This is a genomic window from Bradyrhizobium sp. S3.7.6 (assembly GCF_054061875.1).
The window spans coordinates 2,303,774-2,318,838 of sequence record NZ_JBSSEQ010000001.1 but is presented as its reverse complement, the minus strand read 5'-3'; the positions used below and the strand labels follow the sequence as shown (position 1 = coordinate 2,318,838).

Annotated in this window: 14 protein-coding genes; 2 read left to right on the top strand and 12 right to left on the bottom strand. The window is 65.0% G+C overall.

The window, feature by feature from the left end; all coding sequences use genetic code 11:
* Nucleotides 1–13 precede the first annotated feature (13 nt).
* The gene (locus tag ACVJ5M_RS11030) at nt 14–1,354 is read right to left on the bottom strand and encodes an MFS transporter (protein ID WP_354097163.1); all 1,341 of its coding nucleotides are present in this window, start codon (nt 1,352–1,354) and stop codon (nt 14–16) included.
* A gap of 208 nt (nt 1,355–1,562) precedes the next feature.
* Between ACVJ5M_RS11030 and ACVJ5M_RS11025 the strand changes: the two genes are divergently transcribed.
* Nucleotides 1,563–2,213 (top strand): TetR/AcrR family transcriptional regulator, encoded by a 651-nt coding sequence (locus tag ACVJ5M_RS11025; RefSeq protein WP_085405284.1) that lies wholly within the window; start codon nt 1,563–1,565, stop codon nt 2,211–2,213.
* Between the two features lie 198 nt (nt 2,214–2,411).
* Here the strand turns inward: ACVJ5M_RS11025 and ACVJ5M_RS11020 are convergent, their stop codons facing one another.
* The 6 genes from ACVJ5M_RS11020 to ACVJ5M_RS10995 form a co-directional block, all read right to left on the bottom strand.
* The gene (locus tag ACVJ5M_RS11020) at nt 2,412–3,197 is read right to left on the bottom strand and encodes an ABC transporter permease (RefSeq protein ID WP_063981335.1); all 786 of its coding nucleotides are present in this window, start codon (nt 3,195–3,197) and stop codon (nt 2,412–2,414) included.
* Nucleotides 3,194–4,006: an ABC transporter permease gene (locus ACVJ5M_RS11015; protein ID WP_354097263.1), complete on the bottom strand. Its 813-nt coding sequence runs from the start codon at nt 4,004–4,006 to the stop codon at nt 3,194–3,196. The genes ACVJ5M_RS11020 and ACVJ5M_RS11015 overlap by 4 nt, the downstream gene beginning before the upstream one ends.
* Nucleotides 4,007–4,074: 68 nt before the next feature.
* Complete coding sequence (locus ACVJ5M_RS11010; protein WP_231143332.1) at nt 4,075–5,121, bottom strand: ABC transporter substrate-binding protein; 1,047 nt, start codon at nt 5,119–5,121, stop codon at nt 4,075–4,077.
* 22 nt (nt 5,122–5,143) lie between these two features.
* On the bottom strand, nt 5,144–6,451 hold the full coding sequence (locus tag ACVJ5M_RS11005) for an NAD(P)/FAD-dependent oxidoreductase (RefSeq protein ID WP_231143333.1): 1,308 nt from the start codon (nt 6,449–6,451) through the stop codon (nt 5,144–5,146).
* A 15-nt stretch (nt 6,452–6,466) separates the two neighbouring features.
* Complete coding sequence (locus ACVJ5M_RS11000; protein ID WP_014492710.1) at nt 6,467–7,183, bottom strand: HAD family hydrolase; 717 nt, start codon at nt 7,181–7,183, stop codon at nt 6,467–6,469.
* Between the two features lie 36 nt (nt 7,184–7,219).
* On the bottom strand, nt 7,220–8,302 hold the full coding sequence (locus ACVJ5M_RS10995; RefSeq protein ID WP_231143334.1) for an ABC transporter ATP-binding protein: 1,083 nt from the start codon (nt 8,300–8,302) through the stop codon (nt 7,220–7,222).
* Nucleotides 8,303–8,514: 212 nt separating this feature from the next.
* On the opposite strand from ACVJ5M_RS10995, the gene ACVJ5M_RS10990 reads away from it, so the two are divergent.
* Nucleotides 8,515–9,453, top strand: a complete 939-nt coding sequence (locus ACVJ5M_RS10990; RefSeq protein ID WP_231143335.1) for a LysR family transcriptional regulator — start codon at nt 8,515–8,517, stop codon at nt 9,451–9,453.
* Between the two features lie 20 nt (nt 9,454–9,473).
* Here ACVJ5M_RS10990 and ACVJ5M_RS10985 read toward each other — a convergent pair whose 3' ends face one another.
* The 5 genes from ACVJ5M_RS10985 to ACVJ5M_RS10965 all read right to left on the bottom strand — a co-directional run bounded on the left by ACVJ5M_RS10985 (nt 9,474) and on the right by ACVJ5M_RS10965 (nt 15,039).
* Entirely contained in the window at nt 9,474–10,625 is a 1,152-nt protein-coding gene (locus tag ACVJ5M_RS10985; protein WP_063981332.1) for an alpha-hydroxy acid oxidase, read from the bottom strand.
* A gap of 114 nt (nt 10,626–10,739) precedes the next feature.
* Complete coding sequence (gene uxuA / locus ACVJ5M_RS10980; protein ID WP_231143336.1) at nt 10,740–11,930, bottom strand: mannonate dehydratase; 1,191 nt, start codon at nt 11,928–11,930, stop codon at nt 10,740–10,742.
* A 73-nt stretch (nt 11,931–12,003) separates the two neighbouring features.
* Nucleotides 12,004–13,053, bottom strand: a complete 1,050-nt coding sequence (locus tag ACVJ5M_RS10975; protein WP_231143337.1) for an L-idonate 5-dehydrogenase — start codon at nt 13,051–13,053, stop codon at nt 12,004–12,006.
* A complete protein-coding gene (locus ACVJ5M_RS10970; RefSeq protein WP_354099540.1) occupies nt 13,050–14,456 on the bottom strand; it encodes a TRAP transporter large permease in 1,407 nt (468 codons plus the stop codon). Before ACVJ5M_RS10970 ends, ACVJ5M_RS10975 begins: the two co-directional genes overlap by 4 nt.
* A gap of 4 nt (nt 14,457–14,460) precedes the next feature.
* Entirely contained in the window at nt 14,461–15,039 is a 579-nt protein-coding gene (locus ACVJ5M_RS10965; RefSeq protein ID WP_231143339.1) for a TRAP transporter small permease, read from the bottom strand.
* Between the last annotated feature and the right edge of the window lie 26 nt (nt 15,040–15,065).

The following is a 15,065-nucleotide window of genomic DNA, read 5'->3' as shown; positions in this document are numbered from 1 at the left end:
ACTCTGTCTTGTCTCAAGCGCGCTGCTTCCCGAGATCGGCGATGTCGACATTGTGGGTTTCGCGCGCGGTGGCCGCTGATGCCGCCGAGATCACGCAGCAGCAGGCAACGAAGATTGCCACGGGAATCCAGCCGTTCGGCCCTTCGCCGACCAGGCTCGCACTCACCAGCGGCGTGAAGCCGGCGGCGAGGAAGCCGAGCTGCGTGCCGATCGCCGTGCCGGAGTAACGCACGCGCGCGTCGAACATCTCCGCATAGAACGACGGCCAGATCGCGTTCGGCGCGGCGTAGATGACGCCCGAGAGGATCATCGCCGCGGCGAAGATCGCCGGCGTATTCCCCGATGTCACCAGCATGAAATACGGGAACACCAGCACCGCGCAGCCGAGCACGCCACCGATGAACACCGGCTTGCGGCCGATCCTGTCGGCCAGCAGCGCCCACAGCGGCTGGGTGATCAGCGCGGTGACATTGCCGAGCACGCCGGCCCACAGCATGGTCGGGCGGGCGACGCCGAACTTGCTGGTGGCATAGCCGAGCGCGAACACCGCGGTCATCGTGCTCACGGTGGCGATCAGCGCACAGACGATGACGCGCAGCACGTCCGGCCAGTAGTCGCGCAAGAGCGTAACGACGGGGAAGCGCGCCATCTGCGCCTTGTCCTTGATGTCTTCGAAGACGGGCGTTTCCGGCATGGTCCTCCGCACCAGGTAGGCGACCAGCAGCACGAGCGCGGAGAGCAGGAACGGAATGCGCCAGCCCCAGCTCAACAACTGGTCTTCCGGCAGGCTCGACACCGGGATGAACACCAGTGTTGCAAGGATCGCGCCGGCCTGGGTGCCGCTCAGGGTCCAGCTCGTGAAGAAGGCGCGGTTCGAATTGGCGGAATGCTCCAGCGTCAGCGAGTTGGCTCCGCTCTGCTCGCCGGCAGCCGACAGGCCCTGCAACAGGCGGAGCAGCGTCAGGATGACAGGCGCGGCGTTGCCGATCGTCTTGGCATCCGGCAACAGGCCGATCGCCAGCGTCGAGCCGCCCATCAGCACCAGCGTGAACAAGAGCACCGTCTTGCGGCCGATACGGTCGCCGAAATGGCCGAGGATGACGGCGCCCACGGGCCGGGCGATATAGCCGATGCCGAAGGAGAGCAACGCGAGCAGCGTCGCGGTCGAGGGATCGACATTGGCGAAGAATACTCTTGGAAAGATCAGCGCCGCCGCGGTGCCGTAGATGAAGAAGTCGTAGTATTCGAGCATGCTGCCGACGAAACTGACCAGCGCGGCGCGCTTCGGCAGCTTGTTCGGCGCGGCTTCCGCGCTGGATGATGCGCGCAGCGGTGCGGTTGACGTCAACGTCATTGAAGGTTCCTCCCCATGTGGCCGGTGCGGTTCGCGTCCGGCAGATCGCCTCGCGCGCGTGTTCTGGTTCTGGTTGCCGCAACTTTGGTCTCGAGCAATAATGTACGAACTAGTACGTTTATGCAATACGCATTGGATCAGCGCCCCGACGGGTGAAATTTGCCTTCACCTTCAAGGTGATCCGTGGAAACTGGCGGGAGAAACAGTGATGCTCGAGCGCATGCCGCCCCCATCGAAACGCACCAACGACCCCGAGCGCACCAAGCGCGACATCCTCGAAGTGGCGATGGCCGAATTCGCCTCGGAGGGCTATTCCGGCGCCCGCGTCGATGCGATCGCGGCGCGCACGCGTACGTCGAAGCGGATGATCTATTACTATTTCGGCGGCAAGGAGCAGCTCTATCTCGCGGTGCTGGAGGAGGCCTATCGCAGCATCCGCGCGCTGGAGGACCAGCTCGACATCGAAAGCTGCGACGCCCGGGAGGGACTGCGCCGGCTGATCGAGGCCACCTTCGACCATGACGAGCGCAATCCGAACTTCATCCGCCTCGTCAGCATCGAGAACATCCACCACGGCAAGCACCTGAAGCAGAATCTGCAACTGCGCCAGCTCAATGCCAGCGTGATCGCGACACTCGACGGCATCCTCGAGCGCGGCCGCGGCGAAGGCGTCTTCCGAGACGACGTCGACGCCATCGACCTGCACCTCGCCATCTCCTCCTACTGCTTCTTCCGCGTCGCCAACCGCCACACCTTCGGCGCCCTGTTCGACCGCGACCTCAGCGAGCCCAGGGTGCTGGCGAAGAGCCGGACGCAGATCGTGGAGATGATCCTGGCGTGGCTCGGGGCGAAGGCTTAGCAACACACTTGCTGTCATTCCCCGCGACCCGGCTACGCCAAGGCTTCGCCGGGGCTGCGGTCCAGGGGCGCCGAAGCTTTAGCGTAGGCGGCAGGCGGGGAATCCAGTACGCCGCGGCCTATCGAGGAACCACTACCGGCTCTGGAATACTGGATCACCCGCTTTCGCGGGTGATGACGGCGGAGACCGGAGCCCCCCTCACCCGCCCCTCTTCCCCCGCGTGCTCGCCAGCAGCACCAGCATGAACGACGCCACCGTCATCAGCGTCGAGATCGCGGCGATGGTCGGGTCGATCTCGTCACGCAGCGCGGTGAACATGCGCTTGGTCAGCGGCTGATACTGGCCGCCGGAGATGAACAGCGCGACGATGGTCTCGTCCATCGCCGAGATGAAGGCGAAGATGCCGCCCGCGACCACGCTCGACTTGATCTGCGGCAGCGTCACCGCGAAGAAGCTGCGCAGGCGGTTCATGCCGAGGCTGCGCGCCACCATCTCCTGCGCCGGATCGAAGCTCTGCAAGCCCGCAAGCACCGAGATGACGACATAGGGCAGGCCCAGCATCACGTTCGCCAGCACGAGGCCGGGCATGGTCGCGACCAGGCCGACCTTTGCATAGACGAAGAAGATGCCGACCGCAGTGATGATGATCGGCACCACCAGCGGCAGCAGCAGCGCCATGTGGATGATGCGCATGATGCGCAGCTTCGACTGGCTGATCGCGTAGGCCGCCGCGACCCCGCACGGCGTTGCGATCAGGACCGTGAAGAACGCGACCGTCAGCGTCACCCGCGTCGCCTGCATCCAGGCCGGATTGGCGAAATATTGCTGGTACCAGCGCAGCGAGAACGACGGCGGCGGGAACGTCAGGAAGCGCGCACTGGAAAACGAGATCGGCGCGATGATCAGCACGGGCAGGATCAGATAGACCAGCACCAGCGCGCTGATCACGTAGAGGACAATCCGTGCGGGCGAAGTGCGCGTCATTTCTGCCCCAACACGCGATCGAGCGAGATGAAGCGGCTGACGGCGAAGAAGATCAGGAGCACGCTCAGGAGCAGCACCACGGCGACCGCGCTCGCGGCGCCGAACTGGTTGTAGAGCTCGACATTGCGGCTCACCAGCATCGACACCATCACGGTGCGGCCGCCGCCGAGCAATTCCGGCGTGATGTAGAAGCCGAGGCAGAGCACGAACACCATGGTGCAGCCCGCGAGCACGCCCGGCAGCGACAGCGGCAGGAACACCCGGAAGAAGGTGAGCGACGGGCTCGCCCCCAGGCTCGCACCGGCCTGCATCAAATCACCGGGGATCTTCTGCATGGTGGCATAGAGCGGCAGCACCATGAACGGCAGCAGGATGTGCACGGTCGCAACCACCGTGCCGAACGTGTTGTGCACCAGCGCGAGCGGCTCGGAAATGACATCGAGATAGCGCAGGAACTGGTTGATCACGCCGGTGCGCTGGAGCAGCGCCAGCCACGCATAGGCGCGCACCAGCACGCTGGTCCAGAACGGCAGCACCACCAGCGACAGGATGAGGATGCTCCAGCCTTTCGGCACGGCGTTGGCGAGATAGGCCACGGGATAGCCGAGCAGCAGCGCGATGACTGTCACCGCGAGGCTGATCTCGAAGGTCAGCGCGAAGCTGCGCCAGTAGATGTCTTCCGTGAAGAGCCGGCGATAGTTCTCCAGCGTGAAGCCGTCATGGTAGATCGACTGCCAGGCGAGCCAGCCGACCGGCAGCACGATCAGGAGAAGAATCACGAGCAGCGCCGGCGACACCAATGCCAGCATCAGCGCATGCTCGCGGCGCTGATGCTTTTGGGAGGAATCTGGCACGGATGTCGACAACGCTGCCTCGCTCACTTCTGCATGAAGGACGCCCAGCGCTTCTCGGCGGCCTCGCCCGCGGGCGAGGACCACCAGGCGTAAGACATCAGCGCCTGCTTGGCCGCGTTCGCCGGCTCGCTCGGCAGCTGCGCGGCACGCTCGGGCTTGATCACGCCGGTCTCGAACGCCTTCGGATTGCCCGGGCCGTAGTCGATGCTGAGCGGCAGATTGGCCTGGTGCACGGGATCGACGGCCTCATTGATGAATTTGACTGCCGTCTCCAGATTCGGCGCGCCCTTGAGGATGCAGAGCGAGGTGCTCTGAAGGACGCCCTGGTTGTAGGTGAAGGAGACCTTTGCACCCTCCTTGGCCACGGCGCTGACGCGGCCGTTCCACGCCATCTCCATGTCGACCTCGCCGTCGTTGAGCAGCTGCGCCGACTGCGCGCCTGACGTCCACCACACCGTGATGTGCGGCTTGATCTCCTCCAGCTTCTTGAAGGCGCGGTCGACGTCGAGCGGGTAGAGCTTGTCCGGCGCGACGCCATCGGCCATCAGCGCGGCCTCGAGCGTCGCGAACGGATGGTTGCGCAGCGCGCGGCGGCCGGGAAATTTCTTCACGTCCCAGAAATCGGCCCAGCTGTTCGGCGCGTCCTTCGGGAAGGTCTTCTGGCTGTAGGCCAGCACGCTGGAATAGAACTCGTATGACACCGAATAGGGACTGCGATAGGCCTCCGGCATCGCCGCGCCGTTTGGAATCTTCGAAAAATCGAGCTTCTCGATCAGCCCCTGCTCGCCGCCGCGCAGGCAGTTGCCGGTCGGGGTATCGACGACATCCCAGATCGGCTTGCCGCTGCCGACCTGCGTCTTGATCGCGGGCCAGGCGTCGGGGATGGAGTCCTGGTTGATGGTGATGCCGAGCTTCTTGGCGGAGGGATCGAGGATCGCCACCGTCTGCGCCGCCTGATAGGCACCGCCTTGCGAGACGAAGGTGATCTGCTCGGCGGCGCCCGCCGCAGTGGTAAATCCGATTGCGCCCAGCACGGCACAGCCCAATCCAAAATTCCGTGTCGTCGTCATCCTCGCCTCCTCCAAAGAGATCTCACTGACCAATCGCATCGAGAAACTGGTACCAGCCGGCGACCATGCGCACGGCGGGCTCGCGCAGCGGATAGAACGGGATCGCCTTCATGCGCCTGATATCGAGCAGCCCGACCTCGGGCGTCTCGCCGCGGACAAAGGCGGCGAGATAGCGACCCATCAGGCTCGACATCGCAACGCCAGCGCCATTGTAGCCCATCGAGACCAGCGTGCGGTCGTCGAGCCGGCCGATATGCGGCACCGAGTCCATCGTCATCGCGACGAGGCCCGACCATTTGTGGGCGAGCGGCACATCGGCAAGATCGGGGAAGATGCCGACCATCGCCTTGCGCAACGCGTCGAAGGCAGCTTGCGAGTCCTGCTTGCCGAAGGCGCCGCGGCCGCCGAAGATGACGCGGTTGTCGACCATGCGGAACCAGCGCATCATGCGCTTGGTCTCGGTGTAGGTGCGCCCCGTCGGCATCAGCTTGCCCGCGAGATTGCGCGGCAGCGGGTCGGTCGCGACCATGGCGCTGCGGAACGGGATCAGCGTGCGCTGCATATGCGCGGTCGCGCTGGTGAGATCGGAGTAGCTGTTGGTGGCGATGATCGCCTGTTTCGCGCGCACCGCGCCTTGCGGCGTCTCGGCGACGATGCCGCCGTTCTCCTTCCGCAGTCGCACCACCGGCGACTCCTGGAAGATGGGAACGCCGCGGCGCGCGACGCCATCGGCGAGCCCGCGCAGATAGTTCAGCGGATGGATGCCGCCGGAGCCGGGATTGAGCACGCCGCCGACAAAAATGTCGGAGCCGGTTTCGTCACGTACCCCGCGCTTGTCGAGGATGCGGACTTCGGCGGAGCCCATCTCGCGCGTCATCCAGTTGGCTTCGTCGATCGCGGCCTTCAGCGTCGTCTCGTTATGCGCGGCCTTGACCTGGCCCGTGCGTGTCAGCGCCGCGCTGGCGATGCCGAATTCGGACACCAGCTCTTCGACCATGTCAGTCGATTCATGCGCGATCTCGTACATGCGCTGCGCCATGGCGCGGCCATGCGCGGCGTCGATCTCGCGGAACGACAGGCGAAATTTTGCGGTGATCACGCCGCCATTGCGCCCGCTCGCGCCCCAGCCGGGGCGGTTGGCCTCCAGCACGATGGGGCTAAGCCCGCTCTTGGCGATGTGGTGCGCCGCGGAGAGGCCCGTGTAGCCTGCACCGATGATCACCACATCCGCCTGTCGCTCGCCCGACAGCACGGGAAACGCGTGCGCCGGCCCCGCCGTGGCTTCCCACAGCGAGTTGGCCGATGGCAATGCGCTCCAATCCCGTGTCATGCCGCCGCTCATGCCTTACGCCGCCGGTCCGATGGCCGCGTCGGCCAGCGCCTTCAGCGTCGGGAAGTGGAAGTCCGGCTTGGTCAGCGTCTCAACCGCCGGCGTGCCGCCGAACCCGGCGATGCCCTGGCGGCGCTCGATCCAGCACACCTTGTATCCGAGCTTTCGCGCGATCCCGATGTCGTGGTACTGGCTCTGCGCGACGTGCAGGATGTCGGACTGCTTGTAGCCGAAGGCGGACTGGCGCCCCTTGTTGTAGGCGAAGAACTCCGGGTTCGGCTTGGCAACGCCGGTATCGTCGGCGCAGACGGTGTCGTCGAAGGGATTGCCGAGCGCGTGCGCGTAGCAGGAGAGCGCGACGCGATCCGCATTGGTCATCGCCACCAGCCGGAACTTCGTGCGCAGGCGCTTCAGCGCCTCGACCGAATCCGCGAACGGCCCCCAGCGCAGCACCGAGAGCTGGAACACATCGCAGGATGCATCGTCGGAGGGAAGCCCGAGCTCCTTGGCGAGATGGCGATAGACGTGGAACATCGCCTCGCTCGAGCGCTCATAATGCTTGTCGCGGCCGCGCTTGTAGGGCTCGAAGATCTGCTCGTCGCTGAGCTCGGCCGGCGACTTGCCGGAGATCTTGCGTACCGCGGAGAGCACGCCGGTCTCGAAATCGATCAAGGTGCCGACGACGTCGAAGGTGAGAACCTTGAAATTGCTGAACGAGGCTGCTGACGACATCTTTGGTTTCTTCTCTCGGTTGAACAGGGCTTGAGTTCAGTCCCCCGCCCTGGGGACAACGATGGTGTCCTCGGGGTGAAGGGTCACGGTGAGGCTGCCGCCGAGCGACGGGATGCGGCTGTAGGCCTGGTGATAGCTCGGCTGGCGCAGGCTGAGCGCGATGCCATCGGCGAGGGCCAGGAAGATGCGGAGACTCTCGCCCTGGTAGACGATGTCGGTGACCGTCCCGGTCAGCCGGTTGCAGGCGGCATCCTGCGCGCCGTCGTCGATCAAGAGCTTTTCGCTGTGCACGGCGAGCATCAGGGCATCGCCTGAGGGAATGGCGCGGGCGCTGCGCAAGAGCGCGTTGCCGAGCGCGACGCTGGAGGCATCGACGCGGCGAACCGGCAGCATCGTCGCTTCCCCGATGAAACTCGCGACAAAGGAGTCCGCGGGATGATCGTGCAGCCGCTCGGGCGCGTCGATCTGGATCAGCCGGCCGTCCTTCATCACGGCGACGCGGTCGCTCATGGTCAGCGCCTCGCGCTGGTCGTGGGTGACGTAGATGATGGTGGCGCCGATGCGCCGGTGCAGCGCGCGCAGCTCGATCTGCATGGATTCGCGAAGCTGCTTGTCGAGCGCGGAAAGCGGCTCGTCCATCAGGATCAGGCGCGGCTCGAAGATCATCGCACGCGCCAGCGCCACGCGCTGGCGCTGGCCGCCGGAGAGCTGCGCGATGCCGCGCTCTTCATAACCGGCGAGACCGACCATCGCGAGCGCGGCGCGCACCTTGTCGGGCCAGCTCGCTTTCGGCAGGCGCCGTGCGCGCAGGGGAAAGGCGACGTTCTCGCCGACGCTCATATGCGGGAACAGCGCGTAGTTCTGGAACACCACGCCGATGTCGCGCTTGTGCGGCGGCATCCAGGTGACGTCACGACCGCCGAACAGGATGGTTCCGCTCGATGGCAGGATGAAGCCGCCGAGAATTCCAAGCAGCGTGGTCTTGCCGGAGCCGGAGGGGCCGAGCAGGGAGACGAACTCGCCGGCGCCGACATTGAGCGAAACGTCGTCGAGAGCGCGAACGGCGCCATACGCCTTGCTCGCGGACCTGATCTCGACGCTTTCCGCTCGTTTGTCCAACGATCGACCTCGCCTCGTTCCCTGCAATGGCGTGCCTCACTGCGCGCCATAAGCCTGCTTTATAGACAGGAATTTTGAGCAATCACGGCCGAAGCGTGCACCGCACCAAATCTTCGTTCGCAAGCCCTGTCTTTAGGCTGTGATGCCAATGACACCAGACTTGGCAAAACTCGGCAATTGCCAAATTCTCACCGCGTCCATAACATGGCGTTATGCCCGAGCTCCGCCGGATGCTGCCCTCCAGTAACGCCCTGTTCGTCTTCGACGCAGCGGCGCGCAATGGCAGTTTCACGGCGGCAGCAGCCGAGCTCAACGTCACGCAGCCGGCGGTGAGCCGGATGCTCGGACAGTTCGAGGAGCATCTCGGCGTCCGCCTGTTCGACCGCACTGCGGGGCGCGCGGTGCTCACCGAGGAAGGCGAGCTGCTTTATCGCCGCGTGCTCGAAGGCTTTCGCAGCATCGAGACCGGGCTCGTCGAGATCGAGCGGCGCCGCAAGGGCACCGAGACGGTGACGCTGTCGGTCTCCTCCGCCTTCACCACGCATTGGCTGATGCCGCGCATCGACAAGCTCCAGAAGCAGTTTCCCGACGTCGATCTGCGCTTCCAGCTGATCTCCGGCGCGCTGCGCGGGCCGGTCGAGAATGTCGACCTCGGCATGCGCTTCCGTGACCGCGACGAGCCGTCATCCGGCGGCACGCTGGTGATGAAGGAAGTCATGCTGCCGATGTGCAGCCCTGGCTATCTCGGCGAGACCGATCCCGCTGAAGGCAACACCATCATTCGCCTCGCCGAGACGCCGGGCGACTGGGCGGCGGATTACGCCTCGCTTCTCACCGGCCGCCGCGGCGCGGCCAAGGCGCTGAGCTTCACCGACTATGCCGTCGTGATGCAGGCCGCCCTGCTCGGCCAGGGCATCGCGCTCGGCTGGCTGACGGTGGCCTCGCACTGGCTCCTGACCGGCGCGCTCGTGCCGGCCTCCGAGACGCTCACCACCACGCGGCGCATCTGCGAATTCCTGCCGCCGCGCAACCGGCCGATGCGCCCCATCGCTGCCGAGATCCGCGACTGGATCATCGCGCAGATGAAAAGCGAGATCGCCGCGATCGACCAGCTCTATCCGAAGCTCGGCGCGATGGCCGCCTGCTATTGAGGCCGAGCGATCACCGCGCGCTACCCCGGCCGAAAGCGCAGATTGGCGCGCGATAGCTGGCTGATCGACGTACATCCCATCAGCTTCATATCGCGCACGAGCTCGGCCCGCAGCAGGCCGAGGGCCCGTTCGACGCCGGGCCGGCCGGCGGCGGCGAGCGGATAGAGATAGTATCGTCCAAGCCCGACAGCCTTGGCCCCGAGCGACAGCGCTTTCAGGATATGAGTTCCGCGCTGGATGCCACCGTCCATCATCACGTCGATGCGGTCGCCCACGGCATCGACGATTTCGGCGAGCTGATCGAAAGCCGAGCGGGAGCCGTCGAGCTGGCGGCCGCCATGATTGGAAAGGACGATCCCGGCACAGCCGATATCGACCGCGCGGCGCGCGTCTTCCACCGACATGATCCCCTTCAGGCAGAACGGGCCGTTCCAGGTCCGTACCATCTCCGCGACATCGTCCCAATTCATCGCAGGATCCAGCATTTCCGTGAAGTAGCGGCCGATCGACATGGCGCCGCCGCTCATGTCGACATGCTCCTCCAGCTGCGGGAGCCTGAATTTTTCGTGGCTGACATACTGGATACCCCACATCGGCTTGATCGCGAACTGCAACATGCCCGCAGGCGTCAGGCGGAAGGGAATGCTGAAGCCGGTGCGCAGATCGCGCTCGCGATTTCCCCCGGTGATGCTGTCGACCGTCAGCATCATCACCTCGACGCCCGCGTCCCTGGCGCGCTGCATCATGGCGCGGTTGAGACCGCGATCCCTGTGGAAATAGAATTGATAGACCTGCGGCGTGTCGTGGGCCTTGCGCAATTCCTCGAGCGACACCGTGCCCAGCGAGGAGACGCCGAACATGGTGCCGTAGCTCGCCGCAGCAGCGGCGACGGCACGCTCGCCTTCATGATGGAACAGGCGCTGCAAGGCGGTCGGCGAGCAGTAGAACGGCAGCGCGAGCTTCTGGCCCATGATGGTGACCGAGAGATCGACGTCCTGCACGCCGCGCAGCACGTTGGGCAGAAGGTCGCAATGCTCGAAGCTCGCGCTGTTGCGGCGATGGGTCGTCTCATCGTCGGCCGCGCCATCGATATAGTCGAAGATCGGACCGGGCAGTCGGCGGCGCGCCAGTCGCCGGAAATCGTGGAAGTTATGACACTGTGTCAGGCGCATTTCTCAACTCCGCTCGCGGCATGTTCTGCGCGTCGATCATCTTGCCATCGCGCCGCCGATGCTGTCAGCGGTCGCCATCGCGGCGATCTCTCGCCTGATGGCCCCGCCGGTCTCCTATCGATGCTCGATCGCCCTGATCGCGCCGCGGAGCTCGGCAAGGCCGCGCAGGCGGCCGATCGCGGTGTAGCCGGGATTGGTGCGCTTGGTGGCGGCGAGATCGTCGAGCATACGATGGCCGTGGTCGGGACGGAACACGATTCTCTTGTCGGGTGAGCGCCGTGCGTTCTCCTTCAACAGCGCCTTGAGCACGGCGACCATGTCGACGTCACCGTCGAGATGGTCGGACTCGTAGAAGGACAGGCCGTCGGCCTCGCGCTTGGTCGCGCGCAGATGAGCAAACGCAATGCGCGGTCCGAAGCGCTCGGCCATCGCGGGCAGATTGTTCTCGGCGCGCACGCCGAGCGAGCCGGTGCACAGGCAGATGCCGTTGGCCTTGGACGGCACGGCGTCGAACAGCGCCTGATAGTCTTCGGCGGTGGAGGCAATGCGCGGCAGGCCGAACAGCGGGCGCGGCGGATCGTCGGGATGCAGCGTCAGGGAGACGCCGAGTTGCTCGGCAACCGGCGTGACACGGCCCAGGAACTCGGCGAGATGCTGCCGCAGGATCTTTGGCGTGATGTCGCGGTAGGTCTCCAGCCGGTCACGGAATTGCGGGATCGTCATCGGCTCGGTGGTCGAGCCCGGCAGCGCGCTGGCGATGACCATGACGAGATAGTCGATATCGGCCTGGCTCATCTTCTCGAACAGCTTTTTCGCGCGCGCCTGCTGCTCGGGCGAATACTCCTGAACGGCGGCGGGGCGCTTCAGGATATGCAGCTCGAACGCTGCAAAGCGGTCCTGGTCGAAGCGCATGGCGCGGGCGCCGTTCGGCAGCTCCCATTCCAGATCGGTGCGGCACCAGTCCACCACCGGCATGAAATTGTAGCAGATGATCTTGATGCCGGCCGCGGCCACCGCTTCAAGACTCGCGATCCACGCCTCGATCGAGGCCGTCGCCTTGGCCCCGAGCCGCTTGACGTCGTCGGGGATCGGAATCGACTCCACCACCGACCAGGTCAGTTGCGAGCGGCCGGGCTGGCCATGCTCGATGAAGTTCTTGCGCTCCTCGACCGCCTTGCGTGTCCAGGCTTCGCCGATCGGCACCTGATGCAGCGCCGAGACGATATCCGTCGCCCCGGCCTGCCTGACATCGTCCAAAGACACCGGATCATCCGGACCGTACCAGCGCCATCCCTCGAGCATCATCGAAGTTCTCCTAAAGCGTTTTCGAGCGAAGTGGATACCGGTTCGCGTGAAGAAAACGCGTCAAAACAAAGGATTAGTTCGCGGTCAGCACGACCTTGACGCTCTGCGAGCGGTCAAGTGCCAGCCGCAGTGCGTCCGGCGCGGTCGACAGCGGCCGCTCGGCAGTGACCAGCGACAGCACGTCGACGCTGCCTGCGCCAATCAGTTCCACCGCGGTCATGAACTCGAAGCCGAAGCGGAACGAGCCGCGCAGGTCGATCTCCTTGGCCATCACCGCATTCGACGGCGTCGGAATCTGGCCGCCCGGCAGATTGCCGATCTGCACCACAATGCCGCCGCGCCTGACGATGCCGATCGCGCTGGCAAGGCCCGCGGCGGTGCCCGAGACCTCGAACGCGACATCATAGGGGCGCGAGGCGGCCTGCGCCTTCAGGCCTTCCTCGCCGGCCGCGACGTTCTCGACGTGCGAAGCGCCGAGCCGGGTCGCAAACGCGAGCGGCGCCGGCGCGATGTCCGCCACCGTGATGTCGGCCATGCCGGCGCGATGTGCAGCGAGCATCGTCAAAAGCCCGATCGGGCCGGCACCGAAGATGATGCCGCGCTTGCCTTCGATATTGCCGGCGCGCGCCACCGCATGCAGGCAGACCGCGAGCGGCTCGGCCAGCGCCGCCGCCTGATAGGACACGTGGTCGGGGATCTTCACGCATTGCGCGGGGACCGCGTCGAAATAGTTGGCGAAGCCGCCCTGCATGTGCGGCGTCTTCGACGCCGAACCCATGAAGTAGATGTTCTCGCAGAGATTCGGCCGGCCCTCGCGGCAGGCGACGCAATGGCCGCACCAGCGCGACGGATTGACGGCGACACGGTCGCCGAGCTTCAGGTTCGCTGCGGAGCCTGCGATCTCCACGACCTCGCCGGAGATCTCGTGGCCGAGCACGAGTGGCGACTTCACGACGAAATCGCCGGTCCGGGCATGACGGAAATAGTGCATGTCGGAGCCGCAGATGCCGCCGGCGCCGAAGCGGATGCGCACCATGCCATCAGCGAGCTTGTCGAGCGGATGCTCGATCATGCGCAGATCTTCGGGGCCGAACAGGGTTGCGGCGAGAGCGGTGGAGGTCATTTGGAGAGTCCCATGTATTTAGGCAGCCAGAGGGTCAGTTCGGGAATGTAGGTGATCGCGATCAGCGCGACCATCAGCGGCACCAGCCAGGGCAGGATCGCGACCGTCGTGCGCTCGACCGAGAGTTTTGCCACGCGGGCGAGAACGAACAGCACCATGCCGAGCGGCGGATGCAACAGGCCGATCATCAGGTTCAGCGTCATGATCAGACCGAAATGGATCGGATCAATGCCGAGCTTGAGCACGATCGGCAGCAGGATCGGCACCAGGATGGTGATCGCCGCCGTGGTGTCGATGAAGCAGCCGACGAACAGGATCAGGACGTTGGCGAGCGCCAGGAACACCCATTTATTGTGGGTGATGCTGAGCATCCAGTCCGAGAGCATTTGGGCTGCCTGCGACACCGTCAGCAGCCAGGCGAAGATCGAGGCTGCCGTGACGATGAACAGCACCGAGGCCGTGGTCTCGATGGTGTCGAAGGTCGCTTTCGCCACCGTCTTCATGGTCATGGTGCGGTAGCGGACGAGGCCGAGGAACAGCGACCAGATCACGGCTGCGACCGCGGCCTCGGTCGGCGTGAACCAGCCGAGCGTCATGCCGCCGATCAGGATGACCGGCGCCATCAGCGCCATCACCGCCGAGAAGTCGAAGTACCAGTCGATCGCGAGCAGCGCGCCGAGGCCGATGACGACGGCCATGTTGGTGGACATGCCGGCCAGCACCATCAGCCAGATCGCAAGCGGGAAAGCGAGCACGATGGCGATCTCGAGGCCGGCCGAGCCGAGCTGCGGCCAGGAGAACGGCGTATCGCTGCCCCATTTGTTCTTGTGCGCGAAGTAGGTGACGGTGGCCATCATCAGCAGCGTCATGACGATGCCGGGAATGACGCCACCCAGGAACAGCCCACCGATCGAGACGTTCGCCATCATGCCGTAGATCACGAAGGGCAGCGACGGCGGGATGATGGGCCCGAGCGTGGCGGACGCCGCGGTGACGCCGACCGAGAACTCGGTGGAATAGCCGTGGTCCTTCATCGCCTTGATCTCGATGGTACCGAGACCGGCGGCGTCCGCGATCGCCGTGCCGGACATGCCGGAGAAGATCACCGAGCCGATGATGTTGACGTGGCCGAGGCCGCCGCGCATCCAGCCGACCAGCGCGACCGCGAATTTGTAGATGCGGCCGGTCACACCGGCGATGTTCATGAGATTGCCGGCCAGGATGAAGAACGGCACCGCGAGCAACGGAAAGCTCTCGACGCCGGCGATCATGCGCTGCGCCAGCGTGACGTCAGGCGTCACGCCGCTGACCAGAATGTAGAGCAGCGACGACGCGGCCATGGCGATCGCCACGGGAACGCCGAGCAGCATCAGGACGAGGAAGCCTCCAAGCAACAGCAACATAACTTTACCCCTCAAAACCGTCGTAGGCGCCGGGACGTTCGAGGATCGAATAGCCCTGTCGCAGATGTTGAATGGTCACCTGCACCGAGCGCACGAACATCAGCACGAAGCCCGCCAGCACGGCGTAATAGACGTAATCCTTGGGCAGATTGATCGTGGTCATCGATTCATCGCCGATGATCTGGATGTAGACCCAGACCAGCTTGATGGCGTAGCCGAAGAAAGCGATCCGGATGAGGTCGATCGCGGTCGACAGCGCGCGCGCCACGACATGCGGCAGATAGCGGTAGATCAGATCGACCTGGATGTGCCGCGACAGCCGCACGCACATCGAGGAGCCGATGAAGACCACGCCGATCAGGCAGTAGGTCGCGATCTCCTCGGTCCAGGCATAGCTGTCGTTGAGGACGTAGCGGGTGAAGAACTGGAGGAAGACGGCAAGCGCCATCACCCAGAAGATCACCAGCGCCACCCAGTCCTCGAAAGCGTAGACGCCGAGATCGACCTTCGGCACCGCCTCTTCTTCGAAGGTGTGGGCGATCTCGTCCCCGGTGATCTGCCGGTGCACTTCGACGGTGGACATGGGGTTACTCCTCAACCTCTTAATCG